Source organism: Stieleria magnilauensis, from assembly GCA_007753675.1.
Classification (GTDB): Bacteria; Planctomycetota; Planctomycetia; order Pirellulales; family Pirellulaceae; genus Stieleria; species Stieleria magnilauensis.
In genome coordinates this window covers 7025745-7042489 of record CP036432.1, presented here as the reverse complement: position 1 = coordinate 7042489, position 16745 = coordinate 7025745, and the positions used below count along the sequence as shown (strand labels likewise).

The following is a 16745-nucleotide window of genomic DNA, read 5'->3' as shown; positions in this document are numbered from 1 at the left end:
TCAGTCATCCGACGCGGCGCTCGCTTGCGACGATTTGGACTTGGTCATGACCGCGAATGCCGCGATGATTCCTGCCGCAACGGCGATCGAGATCAGGTTCTTGGCGAGCGGCGACAGTCCCAGATCCAGCGCCGTGATTCCCAATGCCGCCAAACCCGCCAAGCCGACGGCCGTCAACGCTTCACCGGCGATCACTCCCGACGAAAACAGGATCCCACGGTGCAGCACGCGGTCATGTTCTTCATGCCTGGTCGCCTTGGTAAAGAACCATGCGACCAATCCGCCGATCAAAATCGGTGTCGCCAATCCGAACGGCAAGTACATGCCGACCGCGATCGGCATCAGGTGGGCGCGATGCGTTGTCTTGCGTTTGAGTACTTCGTCGATGCCCAAAATCAGCACGCCGATGCCGGCGCCCAGACCGATCAGTCGCCAGGGAAGTTCGCCTTCGCCCGCAAACCCTTTGGCCAAACTCGCGAACAAGCTGGCTTGTGGCGCGGACAACTGTGCGCCTCCAATCCCACCCGGAGTGTTGTTGTGCAGCAGAGTCAGCACCGGAGCCATGACGAAGGCGGCGACAATCACGCCGGCGATCTGCATGGTTTGTTGTCGAAACGGTGCCGCCCCGACCAATGAGCCCGTTTTCAGGTCGTTGCAGACGTCGCCGCTGGTGCACGCGACACAGCACACGATCGCAGCGATGCCCAGCGTCGCCACCATGCCTTGGGTGCCCGAATAGTTGAACAGCCACAGCAGTCCGCCGGCCGCCAAAACCGCGGTGATCGTCATCCCAGAGACGGGGCTGTTGGAATTACCCACCAGACCGACGATGTAGCTGGCCACTGCGGTAAAGAAAAAGCCCATCGCGAGCATCACGGCGGTCGACAAGACCGAGACGCCGATGTCGTCGGTGAAACGAAAATTCACAAGGCCCAGCATCGCGGTGCAACCCAAACCGAGCACCAAAATCAGTCCCGACGGAATGTCGCGTTGGCCGTGATCCTGGGTGACCCGTCGGCCACGCAGTCCGTGCCACAGCTCCGTGATGGCAGACAGCAGTCCGCGGCGCACCGCGATCAGTGATCCGATCCCGCCGACGACCATCGCTCCCACACCGACGTATCGTATTTCAGTACTCCAGATGGTCCAGGCGCCGCTGATCGGATCATCGTACTGGGACGCGCCTCCCATCAGCGGGATGCCGATCAACCAGCCGATCGAGCCGCCGATAAAGATCAACACCGCCACATTGAGACGCACAATAAAACCGACGGCGACCAACATCGGGGACAAGTCACCGCCGAAATAAAAGATCCGCTCGCCGGTCGTCCTGGCAACCTGCAGCGTATCGTTGACCAATCCCATGAATCCGGCGGCGATCTTAAACACGGCTCCGAGTGCCCCACCGATCAACAAGCTGGTCGCGGCGTCTTGTTGATGGTCGCCTTCTTCGCCGGCTTCCAGCACGGCCGCACACGCCACGCCCTCGGGGAACGGCAGATCCTCGTTGTCCGCCACGAACACGCGGCGCATCGGAATCATGAACAGAATGCCCAGCAGCCCGCCGGTCAGTGCGACCAGCGTGACGGTCCAGAAGTCGAACGATTGCCAGTGCCCGATCAAGATCATTGCGGGCATCGTGAAGATGATTCCCGCCGCCAGCGACTCGCCTGCCGAAGCGCAGGTCTGGACCTGATTGGCTTCCAAGATGCTGGATTTTTTGAACAGCAATCGGAACAGCAGCATCGCCATCACGGCCGCAGGGATCGACGCCGAGACGGTCATCCCGGCCTTCAATCCGACATACACGTTTGCCGCGCCCATCACGACCGATAGGATCAGCCCCAGCACGATCACGCGGGGTGTCAGCTCGGGCAGTTGCGGCGCGGAAGAATCTGGCAAATCACTCATGGAACGCTCCGTCATGAACAGTTCGGTACTGCACCGCAGTGCACGGATGGGGCTGGACGCCGTTGCGTTTCGCAGCCGCGTTGCTAACCGGCCGCCTGCGGCGTCCTTAATTCGATCTGCCGCTCTTTCGGCAGCACCGACACGTCACTGTCGTCTTGATAGTGTTTTCTCAAACGCTCCAGCTCCAGTTTCATGTCTGAAATGGGGTTGGCGTACTCGGGGTTGTTGTATTGGTTGGTCAACTCATCGGGATCGTTCTCCAAATCATAGAACTCCCATTCGTCGAATTGATAAAACCGAATCAGCTTGTAGCGATGATTGCGGACGCCGTATTGCCGCGGCACCATGTGCACACTGGGGTATTCGTAATAGTGATAGTAGATGCTGCGCCGCCAATCGTCGGGGCTTTCACCCTTGAGCAATGGAACCAGTGATTTGCCCTGCATGTCATCGGGCACTTGGGCACCGGCCATTTCGAGAAACGTTTCGGCGTAGTCTAAGTTCTGGACCAGATGGTCGTCCGTCGAACCGGGTTGGGTCACACCGGGCCATTTCACAATCAACGGCATCTTCAGCGATTCTTCGTACATCCAGCGTTTGTCGTACCAGCCATGGTCGCCGATGTAAAAACCTTGATCCGAGGAATAGATCACGACGGTGTTGTCCGATAGCCCCAGTTCGTCGAGCGTTTCCATCAGCGTGCCGACACTTTCGTCGACGCCTTTGACGCATCGCAGATAATTCTTGGCGTAACGCTGGTACTTCCAGCGAACCAGTCCGTCGGCCGACAAGTTGGCTTCGTGAAACGCCTTGTCGCGAGGACGGTAGGCGGCAAACCAGGTTTTCAGTTGCTCCGGTGTCATCCGTTGCATGTTGCGCCAGGCCGATTTGTCGTATCGGCCGACCAATGCGTTGCCGTCGAAATCGGGGGTCAAGTCGACGAACAGATCAAAATTGAGATGCATGTGGCGATCGATTTCCAGCTCTTGATGTCGCGCCGGCGGAGCGTTGTCGTGCCACTTGTCGAACAGTGTGTTGGGTTCAGGCAGATCGATGTCGGCATACAGATCCAGGTGCCGGAGCGCCGGCATCCAGTTTCGGTGCGGCGCCTTGTGCTGGACCATCAACATGAACGGTTTGTCGTCGCTGCGGCCTTCCTTGAGCCACTCGACGGCCAGGTCCGTCACGACATCGGTGCAATGTCCTTCGATCCGTTTGCGGCCTTCTGGTATGATCATGTCCGGGTTGTAGTACAGCCCTTGGCCGGGCAGGACTTTCCAGTCGTCGTAGCCTTGGGGCTCGCCCTTGAGGTGCGATTTGCCATAGATCGCTGTCGTGTAACCTGCCTTTTGCAACAGTTTGGGGAACGTTTGCTGGTTCCAATCGAACGAGTTCCCGTTGTTCATGAAGCCGTTTTTGTGGCTGTGCTTGCCCGTCTGAATGACCGCCCGGCTGGGGCCGCAAATCGAATTGGTACAGAAACTGTTTCGAAACACGATTCCCTGTTTGGCGAGCTGGTCGATATTGGGCGTCGGGTCGACGCTCTTGAGCCAACCGTCATAGGCACCGATCGCGTGCGGCGCGTGGTCGTCGCTAAAGATGAACAGGATGTTGGGTCGCTCGTCCGCCGAGACGCGCGGAACGTCGGTCGTGAGGACGACCAGACAACCGAGCAACACGGCTACGGGCGAAAATCGAAGGGGCATGATCATGGCGAAGTACGGTGAAAAACGATCGAGCACGGGGGAATTCCATCAACAGCACGTCGAGGCATTTGCCTACTATACACGCTGGCGGTTTGCCGATTGAGTCGGTGGTCTGCAAATCAAGCGACCATGTTATCGTCAGGCATCCGCGTGGGACGCCGCGTGACCCCTTGCCAACGCATGCGGGCTGAAATCGACAAGCAGCTGGCCAGGGTCGCGGGATCGGCGTCGAATTGACTCGACAGGGCGGCAGAACTCCGGAGGCACGAATCAGTGAATCGAATCGTTCAACGCATTGCGTTGCTTGTCGTACTCCTGCAGGCGACCGCCGCGACCGCCGAGGAAACTGCGACACTAAAAGCGACGTTTCGCTACCTGGGGCGACCGCCCACGGTGCAGCCCATCACGCCCCATCTGGATCGGCAATTTTGCGGCAGTGTGCCGATTCCCGATGCGCGGCTGATCGTCCATGGCGACCATCACGGGATCAAGAACGTCGTGGTGTATGTCTACACCGGACGGCGCGGCACGGTGCTGCCGGAGCGGGAACGCAGACCTGAAACGAAGGTGCTCGCAATCAAGCACTGCCGATTCGACCCCCATATTTTGCTCGCTCAAAAAGGAGACACCCTGCGCGTCGAAGACCATGATCCGGTCGGTCACAATGCAAATCTTCAATTTTTCAACAACGCTCCGCTCGGGTTCACGCGTCCGGTCGGGGCGGCCTGGCAGCGTACGCTCGACGAATCCGAACCCGCCCCAGTCCCCATTGGCTGCAACATCCATCCTTGGATGAACGCCTATCTTCTCGTCTTAGATCACCGCCTGGCCGGAATCAGTGACGGCGACGGAAGATTGAAAATCACGGGGTTGCCGGTCGGACAGAAGATCGTCTTCCGAGCCTTTCATGAAAGTGCAAGGGTGAAGGAGGTCGTCGTCGATGCCACGGCGGAAACATGGGAAGGCAGCAAGTTCGAACGAGTCCTGCAGGCCGGAGTGAACGACTTGGGGGTCATCGGGATTCCAGCGTCGGCGTTCACGATCGATCGGAGATTGGATGGGAAGGCGGGGGAGAAGTAGACAGGAAAATGGGTGACAAGAACATGGATGGGGGAGTGGTGGGCGAGGGCGGGAGAATAGCGGTCAGAAAGATGGGAGACGAGTGATACGAAAACAGGAGTGCTGTTCTCGTCGCTCTCTATCTTCTTGTCACCCATTTTCTTGTCTCACAACCGGCCTGCCATTCTTCTGCCATCATCATTTCAACTCCCCAGCTTCTTTCGGCCCCAATTCATCGAGCTGGACGTCGGCAAAGAAGACTTGTGGCGCGGCATTGTCGCCGGCCTGATTGTCATGGACGACCAATCGGATGGCGTCGCCGTCGCCGATGTCTTTGATCGGAAGCGACCCGAGGAATTTTTCTTCCAGAAAGACAAACCAGTCTGTTGATTGGCGTTCAATGTCGATCACGTGAAAGCGATCGAAGACCGAAGGGAGCGCGTCGGAACGGAAGGACACATCGACGTCACCGAAATCAGACGTCTTGCTGCCCAGTTGGGTCTGATCGCCCTGCAATCTGACGCATCCACGTTTGGCGGATGGATCTGCGGGGTCGAACGCAAAGTCGATATCCACGGCGCCACTGTCTTTCTGCAGCCAAACGAACAGACTGACACGCGGGATGGCAGTCGTCGAGTACCGCCGGGTCAACGCGCCCTTGCGACTGATGCAAGCGATCGAGGTCGACGCATCCGGCGCCTGGACGGTTTGCCAGGCCCCGACCATCGACCCGCCGACATCCCATCCGCTGAGCGTGACGCCGTCAAACAACGGGGTGTTGCCGATCACTTGTGTCGGCATCCGGACGCCCGGCCGATACCGAAAAGACGGTAACCATCCGAAGGCAACCGCGGCCAGGACCAGGATCGCGATGGCCGCCAGCGGTCGCGCATGGGGCAAGCGTCGACGCGGACTGGATTCTATGCGTTCGACGGTTTGGGTGACGGTCTCGTCCGGAACATTGACCGGACTGATGGTGTTCGATTCTGCTTCTGGCTCGGGCGGGGCACGGTCGAGGGTCGGATGTTGACTGATGAATTCACGGCGTGATGCTTCGGAAACGATGCCCGCGGACAACCCCGCCGGCTCAGCCGCCGGAATCGTGGTGGGCGTCGGCGCCGCGTTGACACCCAGGGCGTCGATCGCATCGATCAGTTGTCCGTAGCTTGACGGTCGTGAATCGGGATCAGGATCGAGCAAGTCCAGCAGCAACGTCATTTGATCCTCCGGCAATTTGACCGCAGGATCGTCCGGGTGGGGCATCAGTCGCTCTGATTTTTGTTGATACAGTGCGGCGATGCTGCGGCCTTGATGCGGCGGTTTGCCGAACAACAGGTGCCAGGCGGTCGCTCCCAGCGCGTACATGTCGCTGCGAAAGTCGACTTCGCGCCCGCCGAATTGCTCGGGCGACATGTAGGCGGGGCTTCCCATCACTTTGTCGCCGGTCGTCAGTTTTAGTTGTTCGGCGGATTGATCGGCAAACATCGCCAGGCCGAAATCCGCGATCTTGACAATCTCCGTTTTCGTCGCGGAGCCTTCCGGTGGCGGCAGCAGGATCAGATTGGCCGGTTTGATGTCTCGGTGAATCAGGTTCTGGCCGACGGCGTGATACAGCCCAGAGGCGACTTGGCGTACGATCGACCAGGCGGCTTGCGGCGGCATCAGCCCGCTCTCACGCACCAGTGCTTCGCAGGTGCGTCCAGGGACAAACTCCATCGCAAAGTAGTAACGCCCATCGTGCTTGCCGAAGTTCAGAGCCTGGACGATGTTGGGGTGTTGGAGTCGGGCGAGCGCCTTGGCTTCGCGTTCGAAACGGGCTGCGGCGTTCGGCTGCGCCACATTGCTGATCAAGATGATCTTGAGCGCCACAATCCGTTCCAGGTCGGTCTGCAACGCGCGGTACACCGCCCCCATTGCACCCCGACCGACCAGATTCAAAACCTGGTACCCCGGCGCGACGTCCATCGGGTGTTGCAACGTGTGCACAATGTCGACATCCGCAGGTGTCAACAGGCCACGTTGCAGCGCCGTCTGCGAAATGTCTCGTCCCGATTCGCCCAGGTTCTCACTCAATGATTTCGCATCGGTCTCCTGGAGCAACTGGAGCTCAAGACAGGTCTCGATGAATTTCCTCTCCTGGTCGACGCTCGGCATGTTCGATTCGGTTGTCCGTCGAATGGTCTATCGGTTCAATTGTTCGAGTTGTCGAAGCACCGAGTCGACGGTGGGCCGGTCGGCGATCGATTCGCCCACATAGGCAAATCGGACACGCCCTTGCCGATCGATGATGTAGGTGGAGGGCTTGGCAAGTTCCGCTCGAATTCCCAACTGATCGACGCCTGTCAAATTGATATCCAACAGGATCGGATACGGAATGTCTTCGTTGGGGATGTCGCCTCCCTTGATCCGCTTGGTCAACTCGCTCAACTTCGGAGCGTCTTCGTCGGTTTCGGTGGGGAAGATGACAACGAGCTGTGCGTTGTAGGGATCCAGTTCGTCGAAACGTCGTGCCCAGCGTGAGGTTTGTGACGCGCAATAGAAACAGACGCCTCCGTACCAGCCGCGGGTGATGACCAGCACCAAATAGTCTCGCGTCATGACTTCGGACAACGCGATTTCATTGCCGTCTTTGTCGGTGAATCGCAAGCCCGAAAAGTCCTCGATCGTGATCGGCTGCGACGCGGTCACCTCGGCAAATCGGACTCCGTCGTCGGGAACGCGACTGCACCCGAGCGTCGCGAAGGCGAGCACGGTGGAGAACAAGAGTAAGAACGATCTTGGTTGTAGAGACACCTGATAACCTCTGGCAGGGACTGACCACAGATTGTAGGGGGCCAGCTAGCTCTGCGGTGAACGAACGGCCGTCGTGCCACGAAATGACACTGAAAATGACAGGAAACGTCTGCCAGGGATGTGGTTGGGAGGCCGATGCCGCGTCGGAAACGGCAGGGAAATGGCGGGTAGGAAGACCGGGTAGCCGAAGTCGAACGCTGACAGGGCACTTGCAGCGGGATCCCATATTTCGTTCCGGGTTGATCGACTGCTAGAGTTCTGTCATCCACCGGACTCGCTCGACGAAATCGCGTGGAACACGATGTTTCCCGCAACCGACACACGGATGGATCGGAGATTTGAGAGCGAGGACGTTTCTAGCAGCAGTGCTTTCGTTCGTGATGATGCCGTTAGTTATCACGCGGGTTGCTGCGCAGGAAGCGTCAGGTTCGGTGGAGGCGGAATCCGTCGTTCACGCATCGGTCTTGAACACGGCGTCCCCGACCCCTGCTGGCATGACGCTCGAGCGACTTCGGCGACTCATGCGTCCGGGTTTCCGGTTGGGAGTTCAGTGGCTGTCCGAAGCCGATGACGTTGAGCTTTCATCATATGACGCACGGGTCACGATGCCGTTGTATCCGATCTTCGGTCCCCCTCCGCCGATGGTCAGCCTGGGATTCGAATTCACTGAGCTGAACGCACCGGCGGTTTTCGATCTGCCGGGCGATCTGTACGAGACTTCGATCGGGTTGTCATGGATGCGCCGTCGCAACGATCGATGGTCGTTTCGCTGGATGCTGGGCGTCGCCAACGCGACCGATGGCGACAACCACTCCAGCGACGCGTGGCAGTTCCGCGGCGGCGGATTCGCACTGTACCAGCCCAACGAGCGTTGGACTTGGACCTTCGGTGCGATCGCACTCGGTCGCAATGACATCCCCGTCGTTCCGGCCATCGGGTTCATCTACCAGCCCAATCCCTGCCTGCGATTCGACGCCTCGTTTCCTCGACCCCGCGCGTCACTGTTGTTGGCCGATGATGGGACACGCCAACAATGGGGCTACATCGGGGCCGGAATGGAGGGAGGAACCTGGGGCTACCGGCAAGACGACGGCGTGAACGATCAACTGACTTATCGCGATTGGCGATTCGTGCTCGGTTGGGAATCGACGCCTCGTCGCGAAGCCGGAATGCCGTTCGCGCTGGGACGCACGATTTCTGCCGAGGTGGGTTACGCGTTTAGTCGGCGGTTCGAATTTGAACGTGGTCGAAGTGATCTGGATATTCAAGACACAGTGCTGATTCGGATCGGGACTCGTTTTTAGCGGCGGGTGTGATTGAGAGTCGCCAAAAGCGTCCAGCCACTCAACACATACTGTCCGACCAACGGCACGACTGTTTTTGTCGGCTGAATGAAATTCGCCTTTTGCAAATAGGCCAGCAGCATGTGAAAAAACAGGGTGCCGAACAGAAAGACCGGAAACCAGATGAGTGATCGTTGTGCAACGACGGTCCAAATCGCACCCCGGAAAGTCGCCAGCCACATCACGGCGATGGCTGCACCACACAGTCCCATCAGGATGGCGAGCAAGGTCTGAGTCGCGCCGGGCAAATCGGCGGTCCAGCCGTTGGCGTACAAGATTTGTCGAACGACCAGTAGCCCGATCGCCACGAAGGTGGTCCACAGGATCAGGTTTCCGATGCCGAACGAGAGTCTTCGCAGTTGGACGCCGTGGACGATGCGATCACTGTATTTTCGTCGCGACGACTTTGAAAATGTGTCGATGCATGTCGCACCGGTGATCGTTGCCACGGCCTGCGTCGTGACGACGATCACCCAACAGATTTCCGACGCGTCGCCGAAACCGACGAACCGAAAACGGGCGATGATCCACCAGCACAGGATTGAAAAGAAGGTGATCGCGGCACAGGAAATGGCAGTGTGGCCGCGATAATCCGCCGCCCAAAGGGCAATCATCGAGCACTGACTGAGCACAAAGGCGACAAACAGCAACCCTCCGTCGTCGACAAGTTGCCATCGCGTGACCAAAAATGCGGACGCGACAAACACCAATCCATAGAGTGTGACGGTGAGATTGCGAACGAACTTTCTGGCGTTGGTTTCGCTACCGTGCGCGACGCTGGACTTTCGGTTCAACCCCGACATCTGTTTAATGTGGTTCGTTTTTGATGCGAATGGTGGTCACGCTGGATCAACGGCAACCCAGCGGTTCTTGAAATCTGAACCCGGCGCTGTAACGTTGTGAAGCATTTATTCCGTGCGTTTGACGAGGTGTTAGCGGCAGGGCGCAAGCCCTCCGGTCCCTCATCGTTCCCGAAATACCGGAGGGCTCGCGCCCTACCGCTAAAAAATGAGGTGTTAGCGTTGCCAGCGAGGATTGTAGTCCAAGGTGGACTGGCCATTGTACGCAATCGACGCGATCGGAGACTGGGCGGCTCTTCACCCGCGTCCGGACAGAAGCATCAGCAATGCACAATCTGATTGGGGAGACTGTGACGGAAGACCAGATTTCTGACCGCACGGCTCACGTTCCCTGGTGGGCGTGGGCCAACGCGCTCTCGCTCGATTCGGTGACCGTCGGTCTGGTTTGGTTGCTCGTGTTGACGGGCTCGTTTTGCGATCGATTGCCTTCGCTGTATGAATTCGCGATCATCGGTCTGTCGATTTGGCTGGTCTACACCGCCGATCGGCTGTTCGATTCGATTCGATTGGACACCGAGCGGCGGCACTCGATACGTCATCACTTTCACTTCCGCTATCGGAGACCGCTTTGCCTGGGATGGTTTCTGGCGTTGGGGCTGGATACCGCGCTGGTGGTCTCCTCTGCAACCGATGCCCAATTGCGTTGGGGATGTGCCGCGATCGCCGTCGTCGTCGCTTATGTGGCGAGCGTGCAGTTCCCGAGGAACTCGGCGCGATGGTTGCCCAAGGAATTACTGGCCGGGTTGGTGTTTGCATTCGGGGTCAGTCTGATCGCGTGGTCTGAATTGACACCAGGCGATTTTCGTCCGCTTTTGATTTCGGTTCTGATGGCAGCGTTCGTGTTTACCGCCAACTGTTTGACGATCGCAATGTTGGAGCGTGATTTGGATCGGATCCAAGCATTTGACTCATGGGTGTTGCGTGCACCGGGTACCGTCGGCGTTTTACCGGGCGCTCTGATTCTGCACGCCTTGATCGCGGCTGTTTTGGTTGTGATCGAGACGATTCCGCCGGGGATGGTGTTCTGTTTGATCGCCAGTGATGCGATGCTGCTCGCATTGGCCGTCGCCGGTTCACGGTCTTTGGCGACGCAGTCGATGGATGGGACGGGGGCGGCATCAATCGGTCGGTTGGTTGCCTTGGCGGATGTTGCGTTGGTGATACCGCCGGTTGTCTTTTGGGTCACCGGTTCAGTCGTCGAGAGCCTGTCCGGTTTTGCGGTAGGATGATCCCAGCACGTGGCGTCAGCCAGTGGCGCGTGATGACAGCGAACGCCACACGCGCCGCTCGCTTACCGGCTTGTTAATTTAATCAGCCGTTTGGCGCGAGCCTACGGGCGCCGGTGAGTGATCGACATGATGAATGCCCGTACGCTTGCGCGAAACGGCTAACCCCACGTGCGATCGGATTAAATCAACAAGCCGTCACGCTTCTCGCTGGTAAGGATCGTCCTGGTGAACGACAACGCAAAATCGGTACGGGGATACGACCGTCTAGCAATGGTCTATCGTGGGCTAGAAATCTGCCTGTTCGGCAATGCACTGCTCCGGGCGCGTCTCGCGCTAATGGACCAACTCCCTCCCGTCGGTCGAGCGTTGGTTCTCGGTGACGGAACCGGACGGCTGCTCGAACAACTTTGCATCACCCAACCGGATTGCCGGATCACGTCGGTTGACCAGAGCCGTCAAATGCTGAATCAACAGCGGCGACGGGTCGAACGGATCGGGGCCCTCGATCGCGTCGATTTGATTCAAGCCGATGCACGATCGTACGACGTGCCGAAAAACCATTTCGATCTTGTGGTGGCCGCATTCTTTTTGGATTGTTTCAGCGAAGGTGAGTTAGCCGAAAACGTGCCCCGGTTTCTTGCCGGTCTCCGCGACGACGGCACCTTCTACTTCGTCGATTTCGTCTGGCCGTCTTCCACCTGGCGGCGGCGACAAGCCACCGCGTACCAGTGGTTGATGCACCGTTTCTTTCGTTGGCAGACGGGGCTCCCAAATCGACGATTGGTCGATCTGGATTCCGTGCTGGCGACGCAGAATCTGGTGCTGACCGACTCCGCAGACCGACTGCATCCGATGATGGCGTGTCGGTGCTATCGCGTGCAACGGTGAAGCTGGTCGTCAGCGTGCCAGTCGATGCAGATGATAGTGGTCGGGTTCCAGCGCGGACTGCGCCAACTCGATCAGGTGTTGATGGTGGGTGAACAGGATGACTTGCGTTCGCTCGGATAATCTCGAAAACCGCTTCATCGCCGCGACGGTGCGTTGGTCGTCCAATTGAATCAAACAGTCGTCGATCACGACGGGAATCGCGTGCCCCGCGGAGAGTTGGTGTTCGAGCGATGCGAGCCGCATCGCCAAGTACAATGCATCGGCGGTCCCCAGACTCATCGCGTCGACGGGCACCAGATTCTCCTCGTCCTGGGCCGACGCGGCGATGCCGAACAATTTCGAACGCCCCTTGTCATCGAACTCTGGTTTCAACCCGGCATATCGACCGCACGTCAACTCTTCGAAGGCTTGGCAGGCGATTTTTAACACCGGACTTTCGTTCTCGCTGCGGTAATGCTCGATCGATTGTTGCAAAATCATCGACGCGATTCGCAGCTTGGCGTACTGTTGCGACTCCCGCTGGATGGTTCCGTGCAGCAGTTGCAGTTCTTGGTTCAATTCCGCCGCGCGGTCTCCTCCGTCGATCCTGGACAGCTCTTTTTTGAGCGCCCCGACCTGCTGTTCGACTGCGGACCAGCGATCGTTCAGGGTCTGCAACGCTTCTTCGAGTTTGCCGATTTCGTGTTCCAGTTCAACCCGATCATGCGATTCCACTTGCTGGGCAAATTGTTCCACCGCGACTCCACCGGCGATCAACGCCAATTGCTCTTCGGCGCGGGCACAGGCCTGTAGGGCGGCTCGCTTTTCGGCGGCGTTTTGTTCCACGCCGGGCAATTCGTCGCTGGTGTCGACGCCGGCTTCGCGACAAAGTTGGGCAAGCTGTCCCGCGGCCGCTTCGAGCACCTGATTGTCGTCGACAAGTCTGGCTTTCGCCGCGGTCAGATCGGCTTTGAAACGCTCGGCTTGATTGGCCGCGTTCTTGGCCGTTTGTAGTCGTTCGTACAACGCTTGCGCGATCTCCGCACTGTGTTGGTCGGGTTTGCATTCCAAACCGACGATTCGTGCGATCACCGTCGCCCGCTGTGCAAACGAACGGCCGTCGTCATCGATCGAGCGAATTCGTCCGAGGATGATGTCGCGTTCACGAGTCTCTTCAAACAGTTTAGCGATCTTCTTTAACCGCATGCTGATCACGCTTGGACTGACGTCCTGATCGCCGGCGAACGATGCAATCGCCTGCTTCCAGTCGCTGTCCCATTGCTTTCGTTTCGCCGCATTGGATTCGTACTTGGCTTCGGCCGCGGGCAGCGCCGCGTGGATTTCGTTTCGCTTGCGGCGGATCTGTTCCAGATGCGAGGCAGCCGCGACGAGTTCATTCCGCAGCGCTGTTGCGCGATCGTGCAAGGATTCCAGATTCATCGGGTCATCCGCCATAGCCGACGTCTCGCCATCCCCGGCAGCGACATGACCGGCAGCGACGGGACGGGCGGACCAAGCCCCTTGCAGGGCGTGGGCTAACCGCCTCGCGTTGCGATCAATGCGAGTCAGGGTGGAATCCAGCCGTCTGCGTTCTTTTTCCAGCGAGCGGTATTTTTCAACCAGGGTTTGATGTTTGGCGACCCAGTTTCGCATGTCGCGGACTTTGCCGGCGGCGATCCCGCAGCTTTCCCACAGCTGGCTCCACTGCTGGGATGCCTCCGCGGCCAGCCGTTCGGCCTGGACGACCGCTTCGTCCGCCGCGTCGATCGCGTCCTTTAATTTGGCAATTTCCAGTGTGACCGACGCCCGCTCGGTCACCTGTTTCTGGTGGGAGCGAATGGTGTCGACCACGTCGTCTGCGGTGCGAATCGACTGCCGCACCTGGCGTGTCGACGCTTGGAAGTTCGCTTCCTCGTCGCGGGAAGCGGCGAGTCGATCGACCCATTGGTCACGTATTTCGCGTGTTTGTTCGAGTTCTTGCTCGGTCGGAAGCGGTTGATCGGCTTGCAAGCGGGTCAGTTTTTCGCCCGCATCGTGAAGCTGTTTCCGCAAGGTCGCGACTGTTTTCTGAGCATCGTCAACGGCCCGCGCGCGATCGCGGAGCGTTTGGTCGTGGTCATCGATCTCTGCGGCCGTCGGCGGTTGCAAGCGTGCCGCATCGTCGAGGCTGATCGGGCCGAGTCGAAGTTCTCGGATCAATCGTTCGCACTGCGATTCCAGATCTCGGCAACTGGACCGTTCTTGGTCGGCTTGATCCAACAGGGTTGCCGGCGGACCGATCTCTGAAAGCACCGACTCGATCATCGCCGGGTCAGCGACGTCTGGATGTCGTTCCAGTTCGTCGTCCAATTCGGCAAGCTGTTTCCGCAACGCTTGCAGCGACTCCAGTGAATCGCGTTCCTGTTGTCGCAGCATCTCGCAATCACCGGCCAATTCGTTGATTCGAATTTGCGCCGCGTCGCTGACGTGCAACCGGTCGACGTGTTGATCGACTTCATCGTCCGGAGCGTCGTCGGCGATGTCGATCTCTAGATCACGCAGCAATTCACGCAGGTGGCGGTTGCGGTTTTTGACGACCCGGTGCAGGTTGGCTTGATCTTTCGATGCCGCTTCGCGCGCGGCGATTCCTTGGAACAAGGCGACGATTTCGGTTTCATGCTCGATCGTTGCCGGATCGATCAGGCACGATTGGATTTCTTTTTCCGTGGCCTCGATCTCACGTTGTAATTGATCGACCAATCGTTGATAGGTTTGACGGTTGGCGGATGCTTCTCGGCGGCGGGCGGCAAAGTCTTCGTCGAGCGTTGGCACCGATGACAACGCTTCCAATTGGGCCTTGTGCCGTCGCCAGATGGGAACGATCGCGTGGGCTTCGCGGATCGCCTTCTGCCTGGCCAGCGACTGGGCCAACCGTGTGCGTTCGTCGGCCAGTTCTTGCGATTGTTGCTCAGCCTCGGCCAACTGGCGTTTGAGCAGCTGGTATTCGGCCGGCGGAGTCTGGAGTTCACGCACGATTTTGCGTTTTTCGTCCAGTTCGCTCAGCAAACTGTTGATGCGTTTCTTGCCGCGTTCGAGAAACAGTTCCTTGCTTTCGTTTTCAAGTTCGGCTTGAATCGCTTTCAGCCGGCCGACGCCCGCACCGGCGGCAAACAGGATTTCACCGAGTTCACCCTTGCTGTCCAAGACGGCTTGTCCACCGGCAACCAACTGTTCGTGAGAAAGCCCGAAGCGATGATGAAAGGCGGCTTCGTCGATGCCCCCGAGCATTTGCTCCAATTCCATCGGGTCGATCGGCGTCTTGTCGTCTTCGGCGTGCAGCTTTGTTTTGCCGTTCTTGCGGCGAATCACCGTCAGACGATTTCCGTCGGGACCGAGCAAGGTCGCACCGACGCGCAGTTTTGCGTTGGAATGCAGAAAACTGTCCGTCGTCCGGGTTGGGATGCCGAACAGCAGCGCGCTGATCGCTCGCAAACACGTCGACTTTCCCGATTCGTTGGGGCCGTAAACCAGGTGGAAGCGACGGGGGCCGGCGGACAAATCCAGGGATTCGTCGCTGAACAATCCGTACGCTTTGAGATCGAGTCGTTCGATAATCATTTCTTGGCTCCTGCCGCGCCGGTGGTCGATTCGTCTTGCTGAAGTCGTCCGACGACGTCGGCCGCGGCGGATTCAACCAGCCCCGCGACCCATTGGTCATCGCCAAACGGAAAGGCCGCCTGGTCTTCGTCGCCCTTCAATTCCTTGGGGAGTTTCTTCGACAACCCGGCAAGTTCTTGTTCGATCACGGAGGCAAGTGTCGGGTCGTTGCGCAGGCTGTTGAGCACACATTCCAGACTTTCGAGCGGCCCGTCGAAATCGAGTGCGATCTTTTGGTCGGTCGGCATTGCGGTTCGAATCTTGACGTCTTCTAACCAAACCTGCTCGTTGCCCGCGGCGACGCTGATCGCCTGCAGTTCCGCGCGAATCCACTCGGTGTTTTGATGCAGCGCCGCGTGCAGAGACGACTGCCCGGTCAACCGAACCCGCGCGACCAGCAAGCGGCCGTCACAGGCATCGATTTGTTCGGAAAGCCAGCCCTGGTAGGCATCCAGAATTTCATCGCGATCCTGCATTTGACTCGCATCGATCACGCATTCGTGCCAACGCAACACGTCCAGCGGGTGGAACTCGTATCGGCAACGGTTCCTGGCATCAACTTCGATCAAGACGCAGCCCTTAGGACCTTGTTCGCCGATGTGTCGGCCTTGCAAGTTGCCACTGAACACGATCGGTGGCCCGCCTTCGATTTGGTGGTCGCCGCGGACGTGGATATGGCCGAGCGCCCAGTAGTCGTAGCCCTTCTCGGTCAATTCGGCCGGGGTGCATGGCGCGTAGTGCGCGTGCGAGGTGGCACCTTCCAGCCCGGTGTGCAGCATGCCCAAGTTGAACATTCCCGAAACGGCATCGGGGTACTTTGCCGCCATGTTCGACTTTTCGGCGCGGCTGCGAAAGGATTGTCCATGAACGGCGACGCCGATGTCTTCCAAGAACCTCGATTCCGCCTTTCCCGTTTGCAGAAAAATGTCACTGCCGTCGGGGTTCTTGGGCAGCGGCAGGGAAGCCGTCATTTGGTTCGCCGCGTCGTGGTTGCCGCGAATGACCAGCACCGGGATTCCGGCGGTGACCAATTTGGCGGCCTCCTTGACGAAGGCCAATCCGGTGTTTTGGTCGGGCCAGTCACCGTCGTATAAATCGCCTGCGATCACGACCAGATCGACGTCTTCGTCAATGGCCAACGCGGTCAGGTTTTCCAGCGCGCGACGCGACGCGCGGCGAATCCGCTGGGACGGCGCACTGTCGTAGCGGTCGAGTTTTTTGAGCGGACTGTCCAAATGAATGTCCGCGGCGTGAAGAATCTTTCGTGTGGTCAAGGGTGTGTGGGGGATCGGGGGCTACACAAATCGTCAGATGAAAGTCACTTTTTTTGCCGGGGAGGAT

General features: G+C 58.7%; 11 protein-coding genes. 4 read left to right on the top strand and 7 right to left on the bottom strand.

The genetic code is table 11. The features are described from left to right. Positions 1 to 1911: an OPT family oligopeptide transporter gene (locus TBK1r_RS25235; protein ID WP_145217179.1), complete on the bottom strand. Its 1911-nt coding sequence runs from the start codon at positions 1909 to 1911 to the stop codon at positions 1 to 3. Positions 1912 to 1994: 83 nt separating this feature from the next. Continuing rightward, on the bottom strand, positions 1995 to 3617 hold the full coding sequence (locus TBK1r_RS25230; protein WP_145217176.1) for a sulfatase family protein: 1623 nt from the start codon (positions 3615 to 3617) through the stop codon (positions 1995 to 1997). 273 nt (positions 3618 to 3890) lie between these two features. Here TBK1r_RS25230 and TBK1r_RS25225 point away from each other — a divergent pair, with 273 nt between their 5' ends. Beyond that, positions 3891 to 4697, top strand: a complete 807-nt coding sequence (locus TBK1r_RS25225) for a cupredoxin domain-containing protein (protein ID WP_145217173.1) — start codon at positions 3891 to 3893, stop codon at positions 4695 to 4697. A gap of 177 nt (positions 4698 to 4874) precedes the next feature. On the opposite strand, the gene TBK1r_RS25220 is transcribed toward TBK1r_RS25225, so the two are convergent. After that, the gene (locus tag TBK1r_RS25220; protein ID WP_145217170.1) at positions 4875 to 6830 is read right to left on the bottom strand and encodes a serine/threonine-protein kinase; all 1956 of its coding nucleotides are present in this window, start codon (positions 6828 to 6830) and stop codon (positions 4875 to 4877) included. 27 nt (positions 6831 to 6857) lie between these two features. After that, a complete protein-coding gene (locus TBK1r_RS25215; protein ID WP_419580379.1) occupies positions 6858 to 7469 on the bottom strand; it encodes a peroxiredoxin family protein in 612 nt (203 codons plus the stop codon). Between the two features lie 521 nt (positions 7470 to 7990). Between TBK1r_RS25215 and TBK1r_RS25210 the strand changes: the two genes are divergently transcribed. Beyond that, positions 7991 to 8773, top strand: a complete 783-nt coding sequence (locus TBK1r_RS25210; protein ID WP_419580378.1) for a DUF6268 family outer membrane beta-barrel protein — start codon at positions 7991 to 7993, stop codon at positions 8771 to 8773. On the opposite strand, the gene TBK1r_RS25205 is transcribed toward TBK1r_RS25210, so the two are convergent. Next, entirely contained in the window at positions 8770 to 9606 is an 837-nt protein-coding gene (locus TBK1r_RS25205; RefSeq protein WP_145217160.1) for a hypothetical protein, read from the bottom strand. The two genes, TBK1r_RS25210 and TBK1r_RS25205, sit on opposite strands and share 4 nt — an antisense overlap. 332 nt (positions 9607 to 9938) lie before the next feature. Here TBK1r_RS25205 and TBK1r_RS25200 point away from each other — a divergent pair, with 332 nt between their 5' ends. Together TBK1r_RS25200 and TBK1r_RS25195 are read left to right on the top strand one after the other, a co-directional pair. Beyond that, the gene (locus tag TBK1r_RS25200) at positions 9939 to 10901 is read left to right on the top strand and encodes a hypothetical protein (protein ID WP_145217157.1); all 963 of its coding nucleotides are present in this window, start codon (positions 9939 to 9941) and stop codon (positions 10899 to 10901) included. A 225-nt stretch (positions 10902 to 11126) separates the two neighbouring features. Further along, the gene (locus TBK1r_RS25195) at positions 11127 to 11789 is read left to right on the top strand and encodes a class I SAM-dependent methyltransferase (protein ID WP_145217154.1); all 663 of its coding nucleotides are present in this window, start codon (positions 11127 to 11129) and stop codon (positions 11787 to 11789) included. A gap of 9 nt (positions 11790 to 11798) precedes the next feature. Here TBK1r_RS25195 and TBK1r_RS25190 read toward each other — a convergent pair whose 3' ends face one another. Together TBK1r_RS25190 and TBK1r_RS25185 are read right to left on the bottom strand one after the other, a co-directional pair. Then, on the bottom strand, positions 11799 to 15365 hold the full coding sequence (locus TBK1r_RS25190) for a YhaN family protein (RefSeq protein ID WP_145217151.1): 3567 nt from the start codon (positions 15363 to 15365) through the stop codon (positions 11799 to 11801). Then, positions 15362 to 16678 carry a metallophosphoesterase family protein gene (locus TBK1r_RS25185; RefSeq protein ID WP_145217148.1) on the bottom strand — a complete coding sequence of 439 codons (1317 nt, stop codon included), beginning with the start codon at positions 16676 to 16678 and terminating at the stop codon, positions 15362 to 15364. Before TBK1r_RS25185 ends, TBK1r_RS25190 begins: the two co-directional genes overlap by 4 nt. Between the last annotated feature and the right edge of the window lie 67 nt (positions 16679 to 16745).